Annotated in this window: 18 protein-coding genes; 2 read left to right on the top strand and 16 right to left on the bottom strand. The window is 68.6% G+C overall.

The genetic code is table 11. The features are described 5' to 3' along the window. Positions 1-15 precede the first annotated feature (15 nt). The 11 genes from OHB24_RS09150 to dnaK all read right to left on the bottom strand — a co-directional run bounded on the left by OHB24_RS09150 (position 16) and on the right by dnaK (position 14,312). Positions 16-480, bottom strand: a complete 465-nt coding sequence (locus tag OHB24_RS09150; RefSeq protein ID WP_327638521.1) for a hypothetical protein — start codon at positions 478-480, stop codon at positions 16-18. Between the two features lie 104 nt (positions 481-584). Continuing rightward, positions 585-3,206, bottom strand: coding sequence for a hypothetical protein (locus OHB24_RS09155; protein ID WP_327638522.1), 2,622 nt, complete (start codon positions 3,204-3,206; stop codon positions 585-587). Then, a complete protein-coding gene (locus tag OHB24_RS09160) occupies positions 3,203-3,802 on the bottom strand; it encodes a hypothetical protein (RefSeq protein WP_327638523.1) in 600 nt (199 codons plus the stop codon). The genes OHB24_RS09155 and OHB24_RS09160 overlap by 4 nt, the downstream gene beginning before the upstream one ends. A 241-nt stretch (positions 3,803-4,043) precedes the next feature. Then, a complete protein-coding gene (gene clpB, locus OHB24_RS09165; protein WP_327638524.1) occupies positions 4,044-6,623 on the bottom strand; it encodes an ATP-dependent chaperone ClpB in 2,580 nt (859 codons plus the stop codon). 117 nt (positions 6,624-6,740) lie between these two features. Continuing rightward, a complete protein-coding gene (locus OHB24_RS09170; RefSeq protein WP_327638525.1) occupies positions 6,741-7,391 on the bottom strand; it encodes a response regulator transcription factor in 651 nt (216 codons plus the stop codon). Continuing rightward, on the bottom strand, positions 7,388-9,250 hold the full coding sequence (locus OHB24_RS09175) for an ATP-binding protein (RefSeq protein ID WP_327638526.1): 1,863 nt from the start codon (positions 9,248-9,250) through the stop codon (positions 7,388-7,390). The genes OHB24_RS09170 and OHB24_RS09175 overlap by 4 nt, the downstream gene beginning before the upstream one ends. A 97-nt stretch (positions 9,251-9,347) precedes the next feature. Next, a complete protein-coding gene (locus tag OHB24_RS09180; protein WP_327638527.1) occupies positions 9,348-9,884 on the bottom strand; it encodes a GNAT family N-acetyltransferase in 537 nt (178 codons plus the stop codon). Between the two features lie 212 nt (positions 9,885-10,096). After that, positions 10,097-10,552, bottom strand: coding sequence for a heat shock protein transcriptional repressor HspR (locus OHB24_RS09185; protein ID WP_327638528.1), 456 nt, complete (start codon positions 10,550-10,552; stop codon positions 10,097-10,099). Continuing rightward, on the bottom strand, positions 10,552-11,721 hold the full coding sequence (gene dnaJ, locus OHB24_RS09190; protein ID WP_327638529.1) for a molecular chaperone DnaJ: 1,170 nt from the start codon (positions 11,719-11,721) through the stop codon (positions 10,552-10,554). The genes OHB24_RS09185 and dnaJ overlap by 1 nt, the downstream gene beginning before the upstream one ends. A 27-nt stretch (positions 11,722-11,748) precedes the next feature. Next, positions 11,749-12,444: a nucleotide exchange factor GrpE gene (grpE, locus tag OHB24_RS09195; RefSeq protein WP_327638530.1), complete on the bottom strand. Its 696-nt coding sequence runs from the start codon at positions 12,442-12,444 to the stop codon at positions 11,749-11,751. Next, positions 12,441-14,312, bottom strand: a complete 1,872-nt coding sequence (gene dnaK, locus OHB24_RS09200; protein ID WP_327638531.1) for a molecular chaperone DnaK — start codon at positions 14,310-14,312, stop codon at positions 12,441-12,443. The genes grpE and dnaK overlap by 4 nt, the downstream gene beginning before the upstream one ends. A gap of 269 nt (positions 14,313-14,581) precedes the next feature. On the opposite strand from dnaK, the gene OHB24_RS09205 reads away from it, so the two are divergent. Both OHB24_RS09205 and OHB24_RS09210 read left to right on the top strand, forming a co-directional pair. After that, entirely contained in the window at positions 14,582-15,043 is a 462-nt protein-coding gene (locus OHB24_RS09205; RefSeq protein ID WP_327638532.1) for a GNAT family N-acetyltransferase, read from the top strand. 155 nt (positions 15,044-15,198) lie between these two features. Further along, positions 15,199-16,074, top strand: a complete 876-nt coding sequence (locus OHB24_RS09210) for a DUF559 domain-containing protein (protein WP_327638533.1) — start codon at positions 15,199-15,201, stop codon at positions 16,072-16,074. Between the two features lie 61 nt (positions 16,075-16,135). Here OHB24_RS09210 and hutI read toward each other — a convergent pair whose 3' ends face one another. The 5 genes from hutI to OHB24_RS09235 form a co-directional block, all read right to left on the bottom strand. After that, complete coding sequence (hutI, locus tag OHB24_RS09215; protein WP_327638534.1) at positions 16,136-17,299, bottom strand: imidazolonepropionase; 1,164 nt, start codon at positions 17,297-17,299, stop codon at positions 16,136-16,138. Continuing rightward, positions 17,296-18,606, bottom strand: coding sequence for a formimidoylglutamate deiminase (locus OHB24_RS09220; RefSeq protein ID WP_327638535.1), 1,311 nt, complete (start codon positions 18,604-18,606; stop codon positions 17,296-17,298). Before OHB24_RS09220 ends, hutI begins: the two co-directional genes overlap by 4 nt. After that, entirely contained in the window at positions 18,603-19,790 is a 1,188-nt protein-coding gene (locus OHB24_RS09225; RefSeq protein WP_327638536.1) for an allantoate amidohydrolase, read from the bottom strand. The genes OHB24_RS09220 and OHB24_RS09225 overlap by 4 nt, the downstream gene beginning before the upstream one ends. 7 nt (positions 19,791-19,797) lie before the next feature. After that, positions 19,798-20,721: an ABC transporter substrate-binding protein gene (locus OHB24_RS09230; protein ID WP_327638537.1), complete on the bottom strand. Its 924-nt coding sequence runs from the start codon at positions 20,719-20,721 to the stop codon at positions 19,798-19,800. A gap of 79 nt (positions 20,722-20,800) precedes the next feature. Then, positions 20,801-21,451, bottom strand: coding sequence for an ABC transporter permease (locus tag OHB24_RS09235; protein WP_327638538.1), 651 nt, complete (start codon positions 21,449-21,451; stop codon positions 20,801-20,803). Between the last annotated feature and the right edge of the window lies 1 nt (position 21,452).

Consider the following 21,452-nt stretch of genomic DNA (forward strand, 5'->3'; position numbering starts at 1 on the left):
AGGGGTCTCCTGGAGTCAGCGGTGGTTGAACCAGAGTCTGGTGGGGCGTTGGAGCATGAGGATCAGCAGGGTCGCGTGGACGGCGAGGCCGAGCAGGCTGGCCGGGAGGGACATGATCCCGCCTGCGATGCCTATGGCGGCGACGGCGATCAGCACATACCGGGACCACGGGCGGCGCTTTCGGAGATACAGCGCGGGGACCAGGTAGACGACGGCGCACACCAGCGTGGCCGCGACCGCGACCGGTGTGTTGCCGCGGGAGCCGGTGAGTACTTCGGAGATCTGGTCGCCGGCCGAGGTGAGAGTGAGGCCCGCGAGGAGCAGGCACAGCGCGCCGAGCCCGATCGCGATCACCGAGGCGACCGTCACCTGCTTGGGTGTCGCCGCCTGGTAGCCGTGCGTGTCCGGCACCGCACCGAACAGTCCGCTGTACGGCCCCGGCCCACCATCAACCGGCTCGTCACCACGCTGCCCAGTCATCCAACGTCCTTCCACGACCCCCGCCCCGATCCTCCCAGATCGGCCAAACAACGCTGCCCAAGCCGGACCGGTCTGCATGACCGGGCCGGCTTGGGCGGCGAACCTCAGGAGCTGGCGCGCCTGCGGAGGAGGCTGGTGGAGCCGATGGCGACACCGAAGACCGCCAGGCCGGCGAGAAGGCGGATCCAGCTGCGGTCGCCTTCACCGGTGGCCCCGGCCAGCTTGAGCGAGTACGCCGTTGCGCCGGTCGCACCCTCGGGAGCACCGAAAGGCATCGACTCGGTCTTGGCGCGGTCGGCGGCGGCGGAAAGCAGGCTGGAGCGGCGGCCGAAGTCGAGTGCGGTGTCGGCACCGTTCTTGGTCAGCACCTTCGCACCTTCCTTCGAGAGTCGGCCGGCGCCGTCGGGGACAGCGGGCGCTTGTTCGGTGGCGGTGGTGAGACCATCCGCCAGCTTGCCCGAACCCTCGGCCGCGGAGCCGATGCCGGTCGCCAGATCCTTGGAACCCTGCGCCAGCTGGTCCGAGCCGGTCTTGGCCTGGCCGACGCCGTCGGCCAGTTTGCCCGTACCGCCGGCCAGCAACCCGAGCCCGTTGCCGAGCTGCCCGGTGCCGTTCGCCAGCACGCCGGCACCCGCCTTGAGCTTGCCAGTGCCGGTGGACAGCGCACCCGCACCCGTGTCGAGCTGGTCAGCACCGTCCGACAGCTGGTTGAGGCCGGCCAGCAGCGTTTTACCGCCTGCCTGGATCTGTCCGATGCCACCTTGCAGCCCGTTGACCCCGCCACGCAGGGTCTTCTTGGCCGGCGTGTCCTTGGAAGTGCCGATGCCGCCCTGGACGCTGCCAACCACGCCGGACACCAGCTGAGTCACGCCAGCATCCACCGCCATGAGCCCCTGCATCAGACCGGGCTCCGAGTCCGGGCAGCCCGAGACCCGGTTGTCGAGCCCGCACTGCAGCTGCGCAATACCTGGTACGGCGCGTTGGGTCAGCCGGCCCTTCAGGTAAGCGAGCGCAACCTGCAGTTTTGCGGAATCCGGCAGCGGCTTGTCCAGATCGGGCACCGGGTCACCCATCGAGCCCATCTGGGCGATCACCGAGTCGAGGATCATCTTCTTGACCGGATTGGTCTCCGGCCCGACGTTCAGCGCCCCGGCCGGACCGTTCAGCTGCGCGGCAGCGGCGCCATAGCAAGCCTCGTCGTACGTTCCGACCGGCTTGCCGTTGCTGACCGCATTGAGCGCATCCGCGGCGCAGTGCACGCCACCGCGCATCTTGTCGATTCCAGGACCGGAGGCCGCGAGCTGCTTCTTCAGGCGCTCCAGTCCGCCGAGCAACGTTCCCTCGGTTCCGACCGAGCCGATCCCCGCGCGAAGCTGCGCCACGCCGTCGTGCAGGGGTTTCGCCTTGGCGGGCAGTTGGCCGATGCCGCCGTACATCTGACCGAGGCCGTCCTCGACGCTCTTCAGCCCGCCGCTGACCTGGTTCAGTCCGTCGATCAGGGCAGGAGCCTTGCCGGTGGCTTCGTCCAGGCCGGAGGCGAGTTTGCCGGTGCCGGTCTTCAAACGACCGGCACCCGCGGCGAGGTCTTTCGCGCCCTTCTGCAGCTGGCCCGCGCCCTTGTCCAGCTTGTCCGCACCCTTGGCGGCCTCGCCGGTCTTCGTGCGCAGTTGAGAAGCACCGGACTCGAGCTCAGCCAGGCCGCCCGCCAGCCGCGACGCACCGCTGGAGAGCTTCGTGGCACCAGGCGCGGCCTGGTTGGCGAGGCCTTCGTTCAGAGTCTTCGCACCGGCGTTCAGTTGCAGCAGGCCGCCAAGCAACTTCTGCGCGCCGTCCCGCAGCCGGATCAGGTTCGAGTCGAGCGTCGTGCCGCCCTCGACCAGGTCGGCGCCCTTCTGTGCGCCGCTCTGGTACCCGGAGACCGCGGTCTTGAAGGTCGGGCTTTCCAGCGGGCTGACCGGCAACGCGGTCAGCTCGGCCTCGGGGACGATCGCGTCCTTGACCTCGGCCGCCCAGCCGAACTCCGCCTTCGCGGCACCGACCGGCGGGAACAGCGTGGCGGTGAAGCTCAGCTTCGTACCGCCCCTGCCGTCGCCGGCCTTGTTCGCCTCGGCCGAGGTGACATCAGCGAATTCGGGCGGCAGCACGGTCGTCAGCTGACCGACCATCGGAATGACGACCTCGGCCTCCTCGACGACCTGCTTGCCGTACCCGTCGGTGATCGTCACCGACTCGGTCTTGGCCGAGGTGTTCTCCACGACGTAGTGCGCCTCCAGCCGACCCTTCTTGCCGACGACGTCACTGGGCTTGGACAGCTTCTTGCCGTTCAGGGTGTAGGTGACGGCGACCTTGATCGGCAGCTTCTTCTTGTCGAAGTCGCTGACGGTGCGAATCCGCTGCTCGCCGTCCACCGACAGGTCCACAGCCATCTTGCCGCCCTGGACCGAGAAGCCGCCGAAGCTGTCCAGGTTGCGCAGGCTGTCGGTCGACACCGGGTTGGCGAGCTTCACCTTTCCGGTCCCGGCAAAGGCGAGTTGCTCGTAGATGCGAGCGCCTTCGACCTTGCCGCTGGGGTCGAGTCTGGCCTGAACAGTCTCGGTGTTGGTAACCGTGACGGGTCCGGCGGAGAGTGCGCTCGACGTGGCCAGCGCCGGGGACGTCGACAGGACGAAAGCGGAGGGGACGGCGATGGCGACAGCCAGTCCCCGGGTGATGCGTCGGGCGGTCACGCACGGTCTCCTTCGGTCGAGGCCAGCTCACGAGTGTCGTCGGCGGGAACCCAGGCATCTTCTTCGGTCGGCTCGTCGGGTGGCACCTCGGAACGCTCAGCGGCCGGCGCCGGTCGCGGCCGCTGGAGCGAGGTCGCCAGGAACCCGAGCCCGGCCGCCAGCAGTACGCCGGTGGCCGCCGACGGCGACTGGGCCAGGAAGGCCGGGCTGTCCGCGGTATAGGTCTCCTCGTAGACGGCGACCATCGCGGCCGCGCCGAGCAGCAAGGTCCACAACGGGATCCGGTCGGCCGAGCCGGCCGTGAACGCCACGCACACAGCCACCACGGCGACGGCCGCGACGGCCCGGCCGGACGCCGCGTCAGGCAGATAGAGCGCCCGTACGGCGAATCCGAGCCAGGCGACGAACAACCCGATCAAGAAGCCGGCCGCGCGCATCGCCGGTGTGCGATCCGGCACCAGCCCCACCACACCGCCCAGTGCCCCGCCGACCAGCGCCGTGTGCTGCGTATCCAGACCGAGAGCTTCCCCGACCAGACACAACAGACCCGCGACGACGGCCAGCAGCGCACCGGATAACAGGGTGCTGCGCTGCATTGAGTCCTCCACTCACTGTGGGACTCCGGGGACCCCCCGCCGGAAAATCCAAGTTTCACGTACTTGAACTACTGTTCAGTACTTTTGCTGACGGACGTTCCTACCAAGCAGTAACCGCTGGTTTCAAGAGCGGAGAGGTACCGACCGGCAACTGCCGGAAGTTCAAGTGTTTGAAGGCATTCCCGGCCAATACAAAAGCCGGGCCGGTCTAGGAAGACCGGCCCGGCTCGAGCAGTGATCGTCAGACAGAGACGTCCAGCGCGTCCTTCGACTCGTTGAGGGTTACCTTGACGGTTTCGCCGTCCCGGATGGTGCTGTCGAGGAGGCCGCGGGCGAGTTCGTCGCCGATCGCGGACTGGACCAGGCGGCGGAGCGGGCGGGCGCCGTAGACCGGGTCGTACCCGGTCATCGCGAGCCACTCCATCGCACCCTCGTCGACGTCCAGCGTGATCCGCCGATCGGTGAGCCGCCGTTGCAGCGCCTCGATCTGCAGGCCGACGATCTGGGTCAGCTCCTCGCTGCCGAGCGCGTCGAACAGCACGATCTCGTCGAGCCGGTTGATGAACTCCGGCTTGAACGACTGCCGCACCACGGCCATCACCTGGTCACGCTTGGCCTTGTCGTCCAGCGACAGGTCGGCCAGGTACGCCGAACCCAGGTTGCTGGTGAGGATCAGGATCACGTTCCGGAAGTCGACCGTACGGCCCTGGCCGTCGGTCAGCCGGCCGTCGTCCAGCACCTGCAGCAGGATGTCGAAGACCTCGGGGTGCGCCTTCTCCACCTCGTCGAGCAGGATCACCGAGTACGGACGGCGGCGGACAGCCTCGGTCAGCTGGCCGCCCTCTTCGTACCCGACGTACCCGGGCGGCGCGCCGACCAGCCGCGCGACGCTGTGCTTCTCGCCGTACTCCGACATGTCGATCCGGACCATCGCCCGCTCGTCGTCGAACAGGAAGTCCGCGAGCGCCTTCGCCAGCTCGGTCTTACCCACACCGGTCGGGCCGAGGAACAGGAACGAACCGGTCGGCCGGTCCGGGTCGGAGATGCCCGCGCGCGCCCGCCGTACGGCGTCGCTCACGGCCTTGACCGCCGCGCGCTGACCGATCAGCCGGTGCCCGAGCTCGTCCTCCATCCGGAGCAGCTTGCCGGTCTCGCCCTCGAGCAGCCGGCCGGTCGGGATGCCGGTCCACATCGCGATCACCTCGGCGATCTCGGTCGGCCCGACCTCCTCGTTCACCATCGCTTCGGGGCCTTCGGCAACCTCTGGCTGGGCGTCGGCCTCCTCGAGCTCCTTGGTGAGCTGCGGAATCTCGCCGTACAGGATCCGGGCCGCGGTCTCCAGGTCGCCGTCACGCTGGGCGCGCTCGGCCTGGCCGCGCAGCTCGTCGATGCGCTCCTTGATCTCACCGACCCGGTTCAGGCCGGTCTTCTCCCGCTCCCAGCGGACCTCGAGCGCGCGCAACTCCTCCTCGCGGTCGGCGAGGTCGGCGCGCAGCCGCTCCAGCCGTTCCTGCGACGAGGCGTCGTCCTCGCGGGACAGCGCGAGCTCCTCCATCTTGAGGCGGTCGACGGTACGACGCAGTGAGTCGATCTCGACCGGGGACGAGTCGATCTCCATCCGCAGCCGGGACGCGGCCTCGTCGACCAGGTCGATCGCCTTGTCGGGCAGCTGCCGGCCGCTGATGTAGCGGTTGGACAGCGTCGCCGCGGCGACCAGTGCGGAGTCGGAGATCGCGACCTTGTGGTGCGCCTCGTAGCGCTCCTTCAGGCCACGCAGGATGGCGATCGAGTCCTCGACCGACGGCTCGCCGACGAACACCTGCTGGAAACGACGCTCCAGCGCGGGGTCCTTCTCGATGCGCGTCCGGTACTCGTCCAGGGTGGTCGCACCGATCATCCGCAGCTCGCCGCGGGCCAGCATCGGCTTCAGCATGTTGCCGGCGTCCATCGCGCCCTCACCGGACGCACCGGCGCCGACGACGGTGTGCAGCTCGTCGATGAACGTGATGATCTGACCGTCGGACTCCTTGATCTCGGTCAGCACGGCCTTCAGCCGCTCCTCGAACTCACCGCGGTACTTCGCACCCGCGACCATCGCGCCGAGGTCGAGACTGATCAGCCGGCGGCCGCGCAACGATTCGGGCACGTCACCGGCCACGATCCGCTGGGCCAGTCCTTCGACGACGGCGGTCTTGCCGACGCCGGGCTCACCGATCAGGACCGGGTTGTTCTTGGTACGGCGGGACAGCACCTGGACCACACGCCGGATCTCGGAGTCCCGCCCGATCACCGGGTCGAGCTTCCCGTCCTTGGCGCGCTCGGTCAGGTCGACGCCGTACTTCTCCAGCGTCTTGGTGGTGCCCTCGGCCTCCGGCGAGGTGATCCGGCGATTGCCGCGCATCTGGTCGAACGCCTGCAGCAGCGCGTCCGGCGTCACGCCGAGCGCACTCTTCGCAGCTCCTTCGACGGTCGCGAGCGCGATCAGCAGGTGCTCGGTGGAGACGTACTCGTCCCCGAGCCCGAGGGCCCGCTGCTCCGCCTGGTTCAGCACGTCACCGGTCCTCGGCGACAGGCTCGGCGCCTGCACGCTGCCACCGCTCGCCTTCGGGAGCCGGCTCAGCTGCTCGGCGGTCTTCCGGCGTACGGCGTCGAGGTCGCCGCCGGCCGCTTCGAGCAGGCCGATCGTGGTGCCCTCGGGCTGCGCGAGCAGCCCGGACAGCAGGTGAATCGGTTCCACGGTCGGGTTGCCCGCCGAGGAGGTCTGGCGGATCGCGACCGACAGGGTTTCCCGCGCGAGGGTCGTCAACCGCTGAACATCCATCTAGTTTCCAGCCTTTCAAGTTCCAGCAACAACAGTCACTAGGTACAACTTATCCAAACTTGAGTCCATTCCACTCAACTCTGGAAAATCCCAGGGACAAGTCAGGGTTGGAAGGCTTCAGCGTCGACCGGCGGTCACCAGCCCGGCGTCGTACGCGAGGATGACGGCCTGGACGCGGTCCCGGAGCCCGGTCTTGGCGAGCATCCGGCTGACGTGGGTCTTCACGGTGTGCTCGGTGAGGTGCAGTTCGGCGGCGATCTCCGCGTTCGAGTTGCCCTTGGCCACCAGGCTCAGGACCTCCCGCTCCCGCGCGGTCAGTACGTCGAGTTGCGAGGCGACGTCAGGATCCACGCGAGTCTCAGCGAACCGGTCGATGAGCCGGCGCGTCACCGGCGGCGCGAGCAGCGCATCACCGGCCGCGATCACCCGGACCGCGTTGATCAGCTCGTCCCGCGACGACCGCTTCAGCAAGAACCCGCTCGCTCCGGCCCGCAACGCGTCGTACACATACTCGTCCAGGTCGAACGTGGTCAGGATCAGCACCTTCGGCCCGCCGGCCAACCGCCGCGTGGCCTCGATCCCGTCCATCACGGGCATCCGGACATCCATCAGTACGACGGCCAGCTCGAGGATCGCGGTCGACTGCCGGATCGCGTCCGCGCCGTCGACCGCCTGTGCGACCACCTCGATATCCGGCTGCCCGTCGAGGATCGTCGCGATCCCGTCCCGGACCAGGTCCTGGTCGTCGACGACCATCACCTTGATCACGAGGCGCTCTCCGGGATCAAGGCCGTGATCCGCGTCCCGCGACCGGGCGTCGCATCGATCTCGAGCGAGCCGTGATGAACGCGGACCCGCTCCCGCATCCCGGCCAGGCCGTGCCGCCCGCGGCTGCCGACGGCATCCGGATCGAAGCCGACACCGTCGTCCACGATCTCGACGGCGATCCACTGCTCGCCGACGTTCACGGTCACCTGCACCCCCGTCGCCTTCGCGTGCCGCACAGCATTGGTCAGCGCTTCCTGGACCAGACGGTACGCCGTGAGTTGCTGACCTTCCGGCGGCGCGCTCGCATCGCCGGACAGCTCGAACTCGATCGGCAACTGCTCGGACGTGACGTCCGCGACGAGTTGCCGCAACTCCGCGAGACCCGGCTGTGGAGTCAGTTGCGGATCCGGGACACCGTCCGCATCACGCAACGCCGAGAGCAGACGATCCAGCTCGCCGAGCGCCCGCCGGCCCGCATCGCCGATGCGCTGGAACCCCGCCAGTACGTCGTCCTCGCCGCGACGTACCAGGTCCGGACCGGTCTCGGCCTGGATCACCATCAGGTTGACGGCATGCGCGACGACGTCGTGCAGGTCGCGGGCGATGATCGAGCGCTCCGTCAGCACCACCTGCTCGGCCTCGCGCTCCACCGCCTGTCGTTCGAGCTCCTTCTCGCGGCGCGCCGCCGCCCGGTTGCGCCGGTACAGCCGGACCGCGATCCCCGCGCACAGCGGGACGAGCAGGATCAGCGACAGGCTGACCGGCCACTGGCGATCGACCATGTCGTCGTAGATGGTGTTCCGCAGCCGGCCGTCGAGGTCCAGGTCGAACGGCTGCCGCCCGACCGTAGGGAACAGCAGGATCATCTGGCGGTACCTGATCAGCTCGGCGATCGTCGGCAACGCCGCGAGTACGACGAGCGCGAGCGGCACCGACCAGGCCAGCGGGCGCGGCGCCGTACCGAGGGAGAACAAGGCGAGCGCGAGCGCGAGCATCAGCGACCAGACGATGTCGGTCTGCCAGTACGAGATCAGTGCCGCGAGCCCGATCACGGCGACCGGTACGGCCGGCCAACGACGGCGTACGGCGAGGGTCAACGGCGTCAACGCGAGCACGATCAGCATCCAGCCGGGGGCACTCCACCAGTTCCCTGACTGGCGATCAGCGGCCAGCTCGACCATCGCCAGCGGTACGACGGCCGCGGCCGACAGGACAAGCACCGGGCCCGCGCCGGACTGCGGTCGCGCCGCGGCCAGGAGGTCCTCGACCCATCGCCCAGGAGTACGGCGCTGCGCGACGACGCCCTGTCGACGGCGCAGGTACATCACTGCGACGGCGTACAGCAGGATGGCGACGGACAACCACCAGGGCCAGTGCACAGCTTCGAGCCGGTAGTACGCCGCGTTCGAGATGCCACCGTTGGTCTCGGTCGAGCCGTCAGGCAGCTTGATGTGGTTGTAGATCCACGGATAGACCTTCACGGACAGCAGGCCGCGCTTGAGGTCCACGAGGATCGGAGCAGCCGCGAGTACGGCGGTGAGCACGAGGCCGGTGCCTGTGCCCCAGCGAGTCGGGATGACCCACACCGCGAGCAGGCAACCGGCCACAAGAGGCCAGGCGATCCCGCCGGAGAGCAGCGACACCACATAGGTACCGGCCAGCAAACCGCCCAGTGCCAGGGCTGGGTCGATCCGGCGGACCGCGATCAGCAATGGCGTCCAGGCGACGAAGACCGCCAGCCAGTCCGGGGCCCAGAACCAGTAGTCGGCCCGCTGGATCAGCCAGTACTCGACCGCCGCCCAGGCAAGCAACGCCAGCGCGGTGTCCTGCCAGCCGATCCGTGAGTCGGTCCCCGTCACACCCACCATTCTGCTGGCAGAGCGGCTCCCAGCCGTCACTCTCAGGAGTGACACCCCGGTCAGCCGAAAGTGCGACTGCTTGCCGGTGGCAACGGGGTCAGGTGGTGAACTCCGAGGCGCGGATCCGGTACACCTGCAGATTCAGGTTGTAGTACTTGTCGGTCTCGCCGACCCACTCCATCCCGATCCGTCGTGCGGTGGCGATCGCGCGCTTGTTGGCCGGCCGCGCGACAGCGAACAGCTCGTCGACCTCGCCGTCGCTGAACGCCCAGCCCATCAACGCGCGGCTGGCCTCGGTCGCGTACCCGAAACCCCAAGCGCTCGGCCGCAACTGCCAGCCGATCTCGAGATCCTCCTCGTACGGCGGGAGCAGGCGGACCAGCAGCGCGCCGATGACCTCGCCGTCGTCCCGGCGCGCGATCGCCCAGCGACCCGCGGGTACGACGAAGTTCGGCTGGGCCTCGATCCAGGACTGCAGGATCAACCGCATGGTCGCGGCGTCCGGCACCTTGTCGATGGCCGGTGACAGCCAGGGCGCCACGTCGGCGGAGCCAAAAATCTCCAGCGCGGCGTCGGCGTCGTCTTCCTCCCAGTCCCGGATCAGCAGCCGGTCCGTCTCCAGCTTCAGCGTCACCTCGCCAGGGTATGCGCTGCCCGCCGGAAGACAACAGGCACAACGAGAACCGCAGGGCGGTCCTGTCACGGACCACCCTGCGGGGGTCGAAGGGCGCTGGGGGATAGCGCGCCTTCGACTGTGGAGGCGTCGTTGGGGGAACGACAAGCCTCCACCGAACCGGAGGTTCCGAGGGGGATTCGGAAGCCTCCGGTGGCTGGTGAGACGGGGGATCAGCGCGAGCCGAGTTCCAGCGGCTGGGTGCGGATCCACCGGGTCGTGGTCTGCTGCCGGCCCATCGCGATCACGTCGCCGGCTGGACCGGCCGAGAAGACCCGGCTGGCGGCGGGACGCCGCGAAGCGCCGACACCGCGCTGGACTTCGGCCAAGAGCTGGTTGACCCGCTGACGCAGGTCCTCCACTTCCGACTGTAGCGCGAGGACATGCCGAATCCCCGCGAGGTTGACGCCCTCTTCCTGGGACAGATGCTGCACGTAGCGCAGCCTCGCCACGTCGTACGCCGAGTACCGCCGGCCGCGGCCGGACGCCCGGCTCGGCACTACCAGGCCGAGCCGGTCGTACTGGCGCAACGTCTGCGGATGCATGCCGGCCAGCTGGGCCGCCACCGAGATCACGTAGATCGGGGTGCGGTCGTCCCAGGTCGGCACCTGGCTGAACGGGATACCCATCACGAACTCCCGAACAACCCGGTCCGCAGATCAGGCTGGTCCGACGCGGAGCTGAACTCCTGCAGCTTCTCTTTCTGCTCGTCGGTCAGGTCGTGCGGGACCTGCACTTCGAGCGTGAGCATCAGGTCGCCCTTGGTCCCGTCCCGCCGGACCGAACCTTTCCCGCGGACGCGCAGCTTGCTCCCGTTCGCCGTACCTGCAGGGATCCGGACCGTGACGGGCAGGCCGTCCAGGGTCGGAACCTTGATCTCGGCACCCAGCGCCGCCTCGGTGAAACTCACCGGGACGTTCAGCGTCAGATGCTCGCCCTGCCGACCGAAGATCCGGTGCGACTTGACGTGCACGGTGACGTAGAGGTCGCCCGCGGGGCCACCCCGTTCGCCGGCCGCGCCCTTGCCCTTCAGCCGGATCCGCTGACCGTCCTGCACCCCCGCGGGGATGCGGACCTGCATGGTCTTGCTCGACTGGCCGCGGCCGGAGCCGTGGCAGGTCTCGCACGGCTGGTCGACGACCAGACCGCGACCCTTGCACTCGGTGCACGGCTCGGTCATCGCGAACACGCCACCCTGCACCGACGTCTGCATGCCCGTGCCTTCGCACTTCAGGCAGACCTTCGGCACAGTGCCGTACTTCGCACCGGTACCGCGACACGTCGCGCACGGCTCGTCGCTGGTCATCCGGAGCCCGACCGTGACACCGTTCACGGCCTCGGCGAACTCGATCGTCGCCTCGGTCTCGATGTCCTGACCGCGCCGCGGACGGGCCGTCGTGGAGGTCGTGGTCCGGCCACCACCGCCACCGAACATGCCGCCCAGGATGTCGCCGAGCCCGCTGCCCCCGCCGCCCTGGCCGCCGCGGTTGAACAGGTCACCGACGTTGAAGTCGAAGCCCCCGCCCTGACCGCTGCCGCTCGGCATCCGGAAACCACCGCTGCCGAACAGCCGGCGCGCCTCGTCGTACTCCTTGCGCTTCTTCGGGTCGCCGACGACGTCGTACGCCTCGGAGACCTCCTTGAACTTGGCCTCCGCCTTGGTGTCCCCGGCGTTGGAGTCCGGGTGGTACTGCCGGGCCAGCTTGCGGTAGGCCTTCTTGATCTCGTCGGCCTCGGCGGTCTTGGAGACGCCGAGAACCTTGTAGAAGTCCTTCTCGATCCAGTCCTTCGTGCTCATCTGGCGCCTCCCCTCCCGTCGTACCGATTACTCCGCGGACTCGTCCGCGGCCTTGTCGTCATCAGTGCTCTCCACCGGCGCATCGGCCTTCGCGGCCTCGCCCGGCAGTTGTTCGGTCGGCTCCGACACGGCCACTCGCGCCGCCCGCAGGATCCGCTCACCGTGCCGGTAGCCCGGTTGCATGATCATCGTCGCGGTCGGACCGTCGACCTCGTCGGAGTAGTTGTGCAGCAGGGCCTCGTGGATCCGCGGGTCGAAGGTGTCACCCTTCTCGCCGAACCTCACCAGGCCGAGCTTCTCGGTGACCCGCTCCAGCGACTCGGCGACGGCCTTGAACGCGCCGTCGAGCTCACCGGCTTCGCGGGCCCGGCCGACGTCGTCCAGGATCCCGAGCAGCTCGGCGAGCACCGAGCCGATCACGAGCTCGCGTGAGGCTTCCCGCTCACGATCCACGCGGCGCTTGTAGTTCACGTACTCCGCCTGCAGTCGCTGCAGGTCCGCCGTACGCTCGGCAAGCGCCTCGGTCAGCAGAGCCTCCTGCGCGGACGGGCCGATCAGGTCGGACGGGTCCCGCGGCGGCTGACCCGCCGGGGCACCCGCCGCGGGAGCAGCGGACTGTTCCGCAGGCTCCCGCAGCGCGCCGGTTTCCGGGTCGATCCGGCGCTTGTCCCGGACGACGGGCTCGCCGTCGCCGAACTCGCTGCCAGTCGGTCGATCCGTCACTTGTCCTCCGTCTTGTCCTGCGGCCGGTCCTCGTCCACGATCTCGGCGTCGACGACATCGTCGTCGTTGCTGTTGCTGCTGCCGGTCGTGTCCTCGGAGGTGGCGCCGTCGTCGGTCGAACCGCCGGCGGCCTGGGCGTTCGCGTACATCGCGGCGCCCATCTTCTGGCTGGACTGGGCGAGCTTCTCCGAGGCGGCCTTGACCGCGTCGGCGTCGTCACCCTCGAGGGCCTTCTTCAGCTCGGCAACGCCGTCCTTGACCTCGGTCTTGACGTCGTCCGGAACCTTGTCCTCGTTCTCCTGCAGGAACTTCTCGGTCTGGTAGACCAGCGACTCCGCCTGGTTGCGGTTCTCCACCGCCTCGCGGCGCTGCCGGTCCTCCTCGGCGTACTGCTCGGCGTCGCGGACCATCTGGTCGATGTCGGTCTTCGGCAGCGCGGAGCCACCCGTGACCGTCATCCGCTGCTCCTTGCCGGTGGCCAGGTCCTTGGCGTTCACGTGCACGATGCCGTTCGCGTCGATGTCGAAGGTGACCTCGATCTGCGGCACGTTCCGCGGCGCCGGCGGCAGGCCGGTCAGCTCGAAGTTGCCGAGCGACTTGTTGTCGCGGGCCATCTCGCGCTCGCCCTGGTACACCTGGATCATCACCGACGGCTGGTTGTCCTCGGCCGTGGTGAAGATCTCCGAGCCCTTGGTCGGGATCGTGGTGTTGCGCTCGATGATCTTGGTGAACACGCCGCCCTTGGTCTCGATACCCAGGCTCAGCGGGGTCACGTCGAGCAGCAGGACGTCCTTGACCTCACCCTTCAGCACACCGGCCTGCAGGGAGGCGCCGACCGCGACGACCTCGTCCGGGTTCACACCCTTGTTCGGGTCCTGGCCGCCGGTCAGCTCCTTGACCAGCTCGGCGACCGCGGGCATCCGGGTCGAACCGCCGACCAGGATCACGTGGTCGATCTTGGCCACGTCGATACCGGCGTCCTTGATGACGGCCTTGAACGGGGAGCGAGCGCGCTCCAGCAGGTCGTTGGTCATCTTCTGGAACTCGGCCCGGGAGAGCTTCTCCTCCAGGTGCAGCGGGCCCGCGTCGGTGAGGCTCAGGTACGGCAGGTGGACCGTGGTCTCGGCCGCGGCGGACAGCTCGATCTTGGCCTTCTCGGCGGCCTCGCTGAGTCGCTGCATGGCCATCTTGTCGCCGGACAGGTCGGTGCCGTTCTTGTTCTTGAACTGGGTCACCAGCCACTGCACGATCCGGTTGTCCCAGTCGTCACCACCGAGGTGGTTGTCACCGCTGGTCGCCTTCACCTCGAAGACACCGTCGCCGATCTCCAGCAGCGAGACGTCGAACGTGCCGCCGCCGAGGTCGAAGACCAGGATGGTCTGCTCGGTGCCCTTGTCCAGGCCGTAGGCGAGCGCGGCCGCGGTCGGCTCGTTGACGATCCGGTGCACCTTCAGGCCCGCGATCTCGCCGGCCTCCTTGGTCGCCTGGCGCTGCGCGTCGGAGAAGTACGCCGGCACGGTGATGACCGCGTCGGTGACCTGCTCCCCGAGGTACGCCTCGGCGTCCCGCTTCAACTTCTGCAGCACGAAAGCGCTGATCTGCTGCGGCGTGAACTTCTTGCCGTCGATGTCGACGCTCCAGGCCTCGCCCATGTGGCGCTTGACCGAGCGGATGGTGCGGTCGACGTTCGTGGTGGCCTGGCGCTTCGCCACCTCGCCGACCAGGACCTCGCCGTTCTTGGCGAAAGCCACCACCGAGGGCGTCGTGCGCGCTCCCTCGGCGTTGGGGATGACGGTGGGCTCGCCACCTTCCAGTACGGCGATGACGGAGTTCGTCGTACCGAGATCGATTCCGACCGCGCGGGCCATTCTTTACCTCCACACTGAGTGAGTCCGGGGGGCGACCCCCGCAACCCCCGGAAACTTGAGTGATGCAGACTCAATGTTGCCCGTTCGTCCGCCTCGGTTCAAATCCGTGACTGAACAAACTTGAGTTCACTGGACTCAACATTGCACGACGGTCAGGTCATTCCCAAGGGCAACCCCTGATTTCGGGGTCGCGGCCAGGGTGCGGCCAGGGAGACCCCTCCCGATGCAAACGTTTACCGTGCGATGGTGATCACGTGAAACTCCGCCCGATGACCGCAGCCGACCTCGGCGCGGTCCTCGCGCTGAACGGCACCGCGGAAGGTCTTGTCGAATCTCTCAGCGCCGACCGGCTGGACTGGCTCCGGCTGATCGCCGCACACGCCGTCGTCGTCGACGTGGACGACGTACCCGCCGGTTTCGTCCTCACGTTCACCCCGGGGTCGGCGTACGACGGGCTGGCGTTCGAGGCGTTCACCAAGACGTACGCCGACCGCTTCCTGCTCGTCGAACGCATCGTGATCGCCACCGAACACCGCCGTACCGGCATCGCGACCCAGGTCTACCGCGCCATCGAACGCGCCGCCAAGCCCTTCGACCGCGCAGTCGCCTCCGTCCCACCCGACACCCCGGCCATCACCTTCCACAACACCCGCGGCTACGTAGAGGTAGGCAAACAACGCCTCCCCAACGGCACCACAACCACCCTCCTCTCCAAGGAACTGTCCGACTAGCTCCGCACTGCCACCACTCACCAAACCGCCGGAAGGCGCTTCTCGCACGCCGAGTTGAGCGCACGCACCCGGAAGGTCGCCTGCTTACTGAGTGGTGGCGGTACGCCTGTGGACAACGCCCGCCCCGGATCGCGAGAACTCCCCATCATGGACTCATGGCAGATGTGGCCGAGGTGATCGGTAGGCGCGGAGGGTCGGCGACGTTCGCTGACCTGCGCGCCGTCGTGTCGGCGCGCGCAATCCGTAGCGCGCTCACGACAGGTGTGATCAACCGCGTGGCGAAAGGTGTCTACGCGGTGCCGACCGCGCCACCGGCGCTCACCGCTGCACGGAGCCAAGGCGGTGTCGTCTCGCATCTCAGCGCCGCGCAGCACTGGGGTCTCGGGGTGATCAACCCGCCCGTTCGGCCGCATGTCACCCTGCCGCCGGGCCGCGTCCGTCGGCGAACCGGGCTGCCCTGCGTCCTGCACTGGGCGGATGTTCCCGCGCTGGACGATGTCACCACCCCGCTTCGGACCGTCCTGGACTGCCTTCGCATCGTGCCTCTGGCCGAGGGCCTCGCGATAGCGGACTCTGCCCTACGCACGGGCTGCGTCGAGCATGACCTGCTCCTGGATGCAGCGGCTCGGCTGCGAGGACCACACCGCCGACGCATCCAGCAGGTCGTCGCGTTCGCGGACGGTCGGGCCGAATCAGTCCTGGAGTCGGTCTTGCGAGCCTTGTTGATCGAGCGGGGAATCGTAGGCTTCGTGCCTCAGGTGCTCGTACGGGACGCGGAGTTCTCGGCTCGCCTCGACCTGGGCAATTCCGAGCTTCTCCTCGGTCTGGAGGCGGACGGGTTCGCGTTCCACGGAAGCCGGCGGGCGCTGGTGAAGGACTGCCGCCGACAGGCGAACTTGACGGTTCGCGGCTGGCGGGTGCTTCGTTTCAGCTGGGAGGACATCATGTACGACCCCGACTGGGTGGTCGCCACGATCGAGCGGGCCGCCGGACTTGTGCCACTCAGTAAGGGCCTGCTGCGCGCCGCCTGACGCGGCCGCTGAGCGTGCGGCGATCACATGACTTGAGGTTGGTGAGTGGGGACGGTTCGCTCTACACCAGTCGCCCGGCAATGAACGTTTGCGTGACGAGCGGGACCGCCGGGCGGTAGGCGAGGTGTAGGTAGGAGGGGGCGTCGAGGACGGCCAGGTCGGCTTGGGTGCCGGGGGTTAGGTGGCCTAGGTCGGGGCGGCGGAGGGAGGCGGCTCCGCCGGCGGTGGCGGACCAGAGGGCTTCGGCGGGGGTCATGTGCATTTCGCGGACTGCGAGCGCGATGCAGAAGGGCATGGAGGACGAGTAGCCGGAGCCGGGGTTGCAGTCGGTGGCCAGGGCTACGGTGACGCCGGCGTCGAGGAGGCGGCGGGCGTTCGGGTACGGCGACCTTGTGGAGAACTCGATCGCGGGCAGGAGTCCGGCGACCACGCCACTCGAGGCGAGCGCGTCGACGTCGGCATCGGTGAGATAGGTGCAGTGATCGGCCGAGGCGGCACCGACCTCGGCGGCGAGTTGGACGCCAGGCCCCTCGCCGAGCTGGTTGGCGTGCACCCGCGCCTGCAGGCCGCGCGCGATCCCGGCCTGGAGGATCGCCCGTCCTTGATCCGCGTCGAACGCCCCGCGCTCCACGAAGACATCGACCCACTTCGAGTGCTTGGCCGCCGCGTCGAGCATCGGCCCGGTCACGAGCGACACGTAGCCCGCCGGGTCGTCGGCGTAGTCGGCCGGTACGACGTGCGCACCGAGGTACGTCGTCTCCTCGGTGAACTGCCGCGCGATCTGCAGCCCGCGCGCCTCGTCCGCCACCGTCAGCCCGTACCCGGACTTGATCTCGACGGTCGTCGTCCCCTGGCGGCGCATCTCCGCGACCAGCCGGGACACGTTCGCGGTCAGCTGTTCGTCGGTGGCCTCGCGGGTCGCCGCCACCGTGGTGCGGATGCCGCCGGCGGAGTACGGCGTACCGGTCATGCGGGCCGCGAACTCCTCGGCCCGGTCGCCGGCGAACACCAGGTGCGAGTGCGAGTCGACGAACCCCGGGATCACCGCACGCCCGCCGAGGTCGAGCGCGCTGTCGGCCGCCGGCGCCTCGCGCCGCGGTCCGACCCACGCGACCGTGCTCCCGTCGATCACGAGCGCCGCGTCGCGAAGCTCGCCGAGCAACCCGCCGTGGGTGGGATCGTTGGTCACCAGCGACCCGATACCGGTCAGCAGGAGCGAGCTCACGAGGTCACCGCCGCGATCGAGGTGGACAGGGCAGACGGTACGTCGATCGTCGAGTGATTGCCCGCAGCAACCACTCGTCGGCCGGAGACAACTACGTCGGTGACGTCCGAGGCTGTCGCGGCGAACACGGCTGTCTCCGCGGTGCCGCCGGTGCCCGCCGTACGGACGCTGTCGAGGCGGATCGCGACGAGGTCGGCGCGGGCTCCGGGCGCGATCACTCCCGCGTCCTCGAAGCCGATCGAGCGGTGGCCGTCGACCGTTGCCGCCTTGAGGAGCTCAACCGCGGACCAATGACCGCGTTCCTGCGACGCCAACCGTTCGTCCAGCTCGACGGCTCGCATTTCCTCAAAAACATCGATCACGGCGTGACTGTCCGAGCCCAGCGTCAACGGCGACCCAGCATCCCGCAGCTGCACCGACGGACCGATCCCGTCGGCGAGATCGCGCTCGGTGGTCGGGCAGAAGCAGGAGTACGTCGCGGAGCTCCCGAGCAGCCCGATGTCGACCGAGGTCAGATGCGTCGCGTGCACCGCACTCGTCCGCCCGGACAGGAACCCGGTCTCGTCGAGCACCTGCGTCGGGGTCCTGGCGTACGCCGCGAGACACGCCTCGTTCTCCGCGACCTGCTCGGACAGGTGGATATGAAGCGGTACGTCGGGAAACGCCGACGCGACCGCACCGAGCTGATCCTGCGGGACACCGCGCACCGAATGCGCCGCCGCACCGATCACGACATCGTCCGCTCCGACGAGCTGAGCGACCCGGGAGGCCCACGCCGTGGCGTCGCCGTCGCTGAACCGTTGCTGGACCTCGTTGAGCGGCTGGTCGATCCCACCGGCGATGTAGCACGTGTCGAGCAGCGCGATCCGGAGCCCGGCGTCACGGGCCGCCGCGATCAGCGCCGCACCCATGGCGTTCGCGTCGTCGTACCGACGTCCGCCGGGCGCGTGATGCAGATAATGGAATTCGCCGACCGCGGTGATGCCGGCGAGCAGCATCTCGGCGTACACGGCCTTCGCAAGCTCGTAGTACGTGTCGGGCGTGAGCGCGGCGGCGACGGCGTACATCTGCTCACGCCAGGTCCAGAACGTGCCGCGCTCTCTCTGCGTGCGACTGCGGAGCGCGCGGTGGAAAGCGTGACTGTGACAGTTCGCGAGCCCGGGGACGACGAGGCCGTTCAGCACCTCGGCGTCGCTGGGGTCCACGCCGGCGACCACCGAGGCGAAGCGACCGTCGACGACAGACACCAGAACTCGTCGAGCGAGGCCGTCGGGGAGGAGAGCGGTCTCGCACCAGTACGACGTCACCTGGCGAGGTCCTTGAGTACGGCGGCCAGCGCGTCGACGCCGGCCAGGCAGTCGTCCATCTCGGCGTACTCGGCCGGGGAATGCGAGATGCCCGTCGGGTTGCGGACGAACAGCATCGCGGTCGGGATCCCTGCTTCCGAGAACACGCCCGCGTCGTGCCCGGCGCCGGTCGGCAGGACTGGCGCGCCGTCGAGCACGTTCACCAACCGGTCCCGCAGCCCGGCCGGGAAGTCGACGATCGGCGAGACGGACTCGGGTGTCACCTCGAGCGTCGTACCGTCCCGCTCGGCACGTTCCGTCGCCTGCTTGGTGATTGCCGCCAGCAACGATTCGAGGGTGGCGGTGTCGGCGGCGCGGGCGTCGAGCCAGGCGGTGACCTGTGACGGTACGGCGTTCGTTCCGTTGGGCTCCACCGAGAGCCGGCCGAACGTTGCGCGGGCACCGGCGAGCCGGGCCTGCTTGTTCGCGGCGAGGGCGGTCATCGCGTACGTGAGCATCGGGTCGTGCCGGTCCTCCATCAACGTGGTGCCGGCGTGGTTGGCCTCACCACCGAACGTGAACCGGAATCGCCCGTGCGGCCAGATCGAGCTGGCCACGCCCACCGGCGCGGTCAGACCGCGCCCCTGCTCAACGTGCAGCTCGACGAACGTCCCCATCCGCCGCAGCAACGGTGACGGACCCAGTCGGGCCGGGTCGAGACCCGCATCCTCCAAGGCCTCCCCCAGCCCGACGCCGGCCCGATCCTTCAACTGCAGAGCCTTCTCCGCAGACAACACTCCGGCCGCGACCCGGGACCCCAGACAGGGCATCCCGAACCGCGACCCTTCTTCTTCCACGAATGCCCCGATGCCGATCGGCACGCCTGGTTCGAATCCCTCGGCCCGCAGCCGATCCACAGCCGCCAGAGCCGACACCACTCCGAGCGGGCCGTCGAACGCCCCGCCGTCAATCACGGAGTCGAGATGGCTACCGGTGACCACACCAGGTCCGTCGGAGGCACCCCACCACGCGATGAGGTTGCCGATGCCGTCGGACTCGACCTGCAGGTTGCGGGCGGCGCACTGGTCCAGGAACCAGTGCGTCGCGTCGCGTTCGGTGGGAGACCAGCCGCCACGGGTGTAACCGCCGGTGTCGGGGCTACGACCGATAGCGGACTCGTCCGCCCAGAGGGATTCGAAACTCAAGACAGGCTCATGACAGGGGGTTCTTCGACAGCCAGTCCTTGGCGACCGCGTCCGCGCTCTCCTTGCCGACGTCGATCCGCTTGACCAGGTCGGTCAGGGCGTCCGTGGTCAGCTTGGCGTCGACGGCGTTCAGCGTCGACACGACGTCGTCGGACTTGTGGTCGGTCCGGATCAACGGAACGATGTTGTTCGGCGGGAGGATCTTCTCCGGGTCGTCGAGCTGCACCAGGCCCTGGTCCTTGATGACCGCCTGGGTGGTGAACAGGTTCGTCACCTGGATCTGGTTGTCGGTGAGCGCCTTGATGCTCAGCGGACCGCCCGCGTCCAGCGTCTTGTACTCCTTGAACTCGACGCCGTACTTCTCCTTCAGGCCCTTCAGACCGGCCGACCGGACCTTGAACTCCGAGCTACCGCCCGCGACCAGGTTCTTGCCCTTGAGGTCGCCCAGCGACTTCAAGCTGTACTTGTCCGCGGTCGCCTTGGTGACGACGATCGTGTCCTCGTCGGCGGCCGGCGACTTGTCCAGCACCTCGAGCCCGGGCGTCAGCGCCTTCTTCAGCGCGTCGTACGCCTTGTCGGGATCGGTCTCGGTGGAAGCCTTGTCGAAGTACGCCAGCGCGGCGCCGGTGTACTCCGGCACCAGGTCGACGGACCCGTCCTTGATCGCGGCCATGTAGGTCTCACGGTTGCCGATGTTCGGCTTCTTCTTCACCTCGATGCCCTTGGTGGCCAGTGCCTGGCCGTAGATCTCCGCCAGCAGCTGGCTCTCGGAGAAGTCCGCGGACCCGACGGTGATGCTGGTCACCTTGGACGGCGCGGGCGAGTCCCCCGCGTTGTCGCTGCCGAGCTGGTCGCCCCCACCCCCACAGCCGGCCAGGCCGAGCACCGCCACGCCGGCGATCGCAGTACGGATGAGTGTGGATCTCAACACGAGAGCCTCCAGTGTTCTCGTTCAGCCATCGACCGGTGCCGATGGATGTAGCTCAAGTTCATCAGGTTCGTCGGACAGTTCAGCCGATTTTCAGCCCTGGCGAGACGGTGATCCGCCCGATCAGCGCGAAGACCGCGTCGAGGACGATGGCAAGAAGTGCCACCAGCAGGGCGCCGGTGAACATCTGGGGGAAGTCACGGAGCTTCAGCCCGTCGACCACGTAGCGGCCTAGGCCGCCGAGCGACACCAGTGCGGCGATCGTCGCCGTGGACACGATCTGCAGGGTGGCGCTGCGGATGCCGGAGATGATCAGCGGCAGCCCGATCGGGATCTCCACCTTGGTGAGGATCTCGCGGCCGGTCATCCCCATCCCGCGCGCGGCGTCGATCGTGGCCGGATCGACACCCGACAGACCGGCGTACGTCGAGGCCAGGATCGGCGGGATGCCCAGCGCGACCAGCGCGATCAGCACCGGCAGGAAGCCGATCTGATCGGTCAGCAGCACCGCGATCATCAGCAGGCCGAGGCTCGGCAGGGCGCGCGCGGCGTTGCCCAGGTTGATGGCCAGGAACGCGCCGCGCCGCGTGTGCCCGATCCGCAAACCGATCGGCAGGCCGATCACGACGGACAGACCCAGCGCGGCGAACGTGTACCAGAGGTGCTCGACGATCCGCGCCCAGATCCCCTCGTTGCCGGACCAGTTGAACGAGTCGGTCAGGTATTCCCACATG

This window comes from Kribbella sp. NBC_00482, from assembly GCF_036013725.1.
In the GTDB taxonomy this organism is placed as follows: Bacteria; Actinomycetota; Actinomycetes; order Propionibacteriales; family Kribbellaceae; genus Kribbella.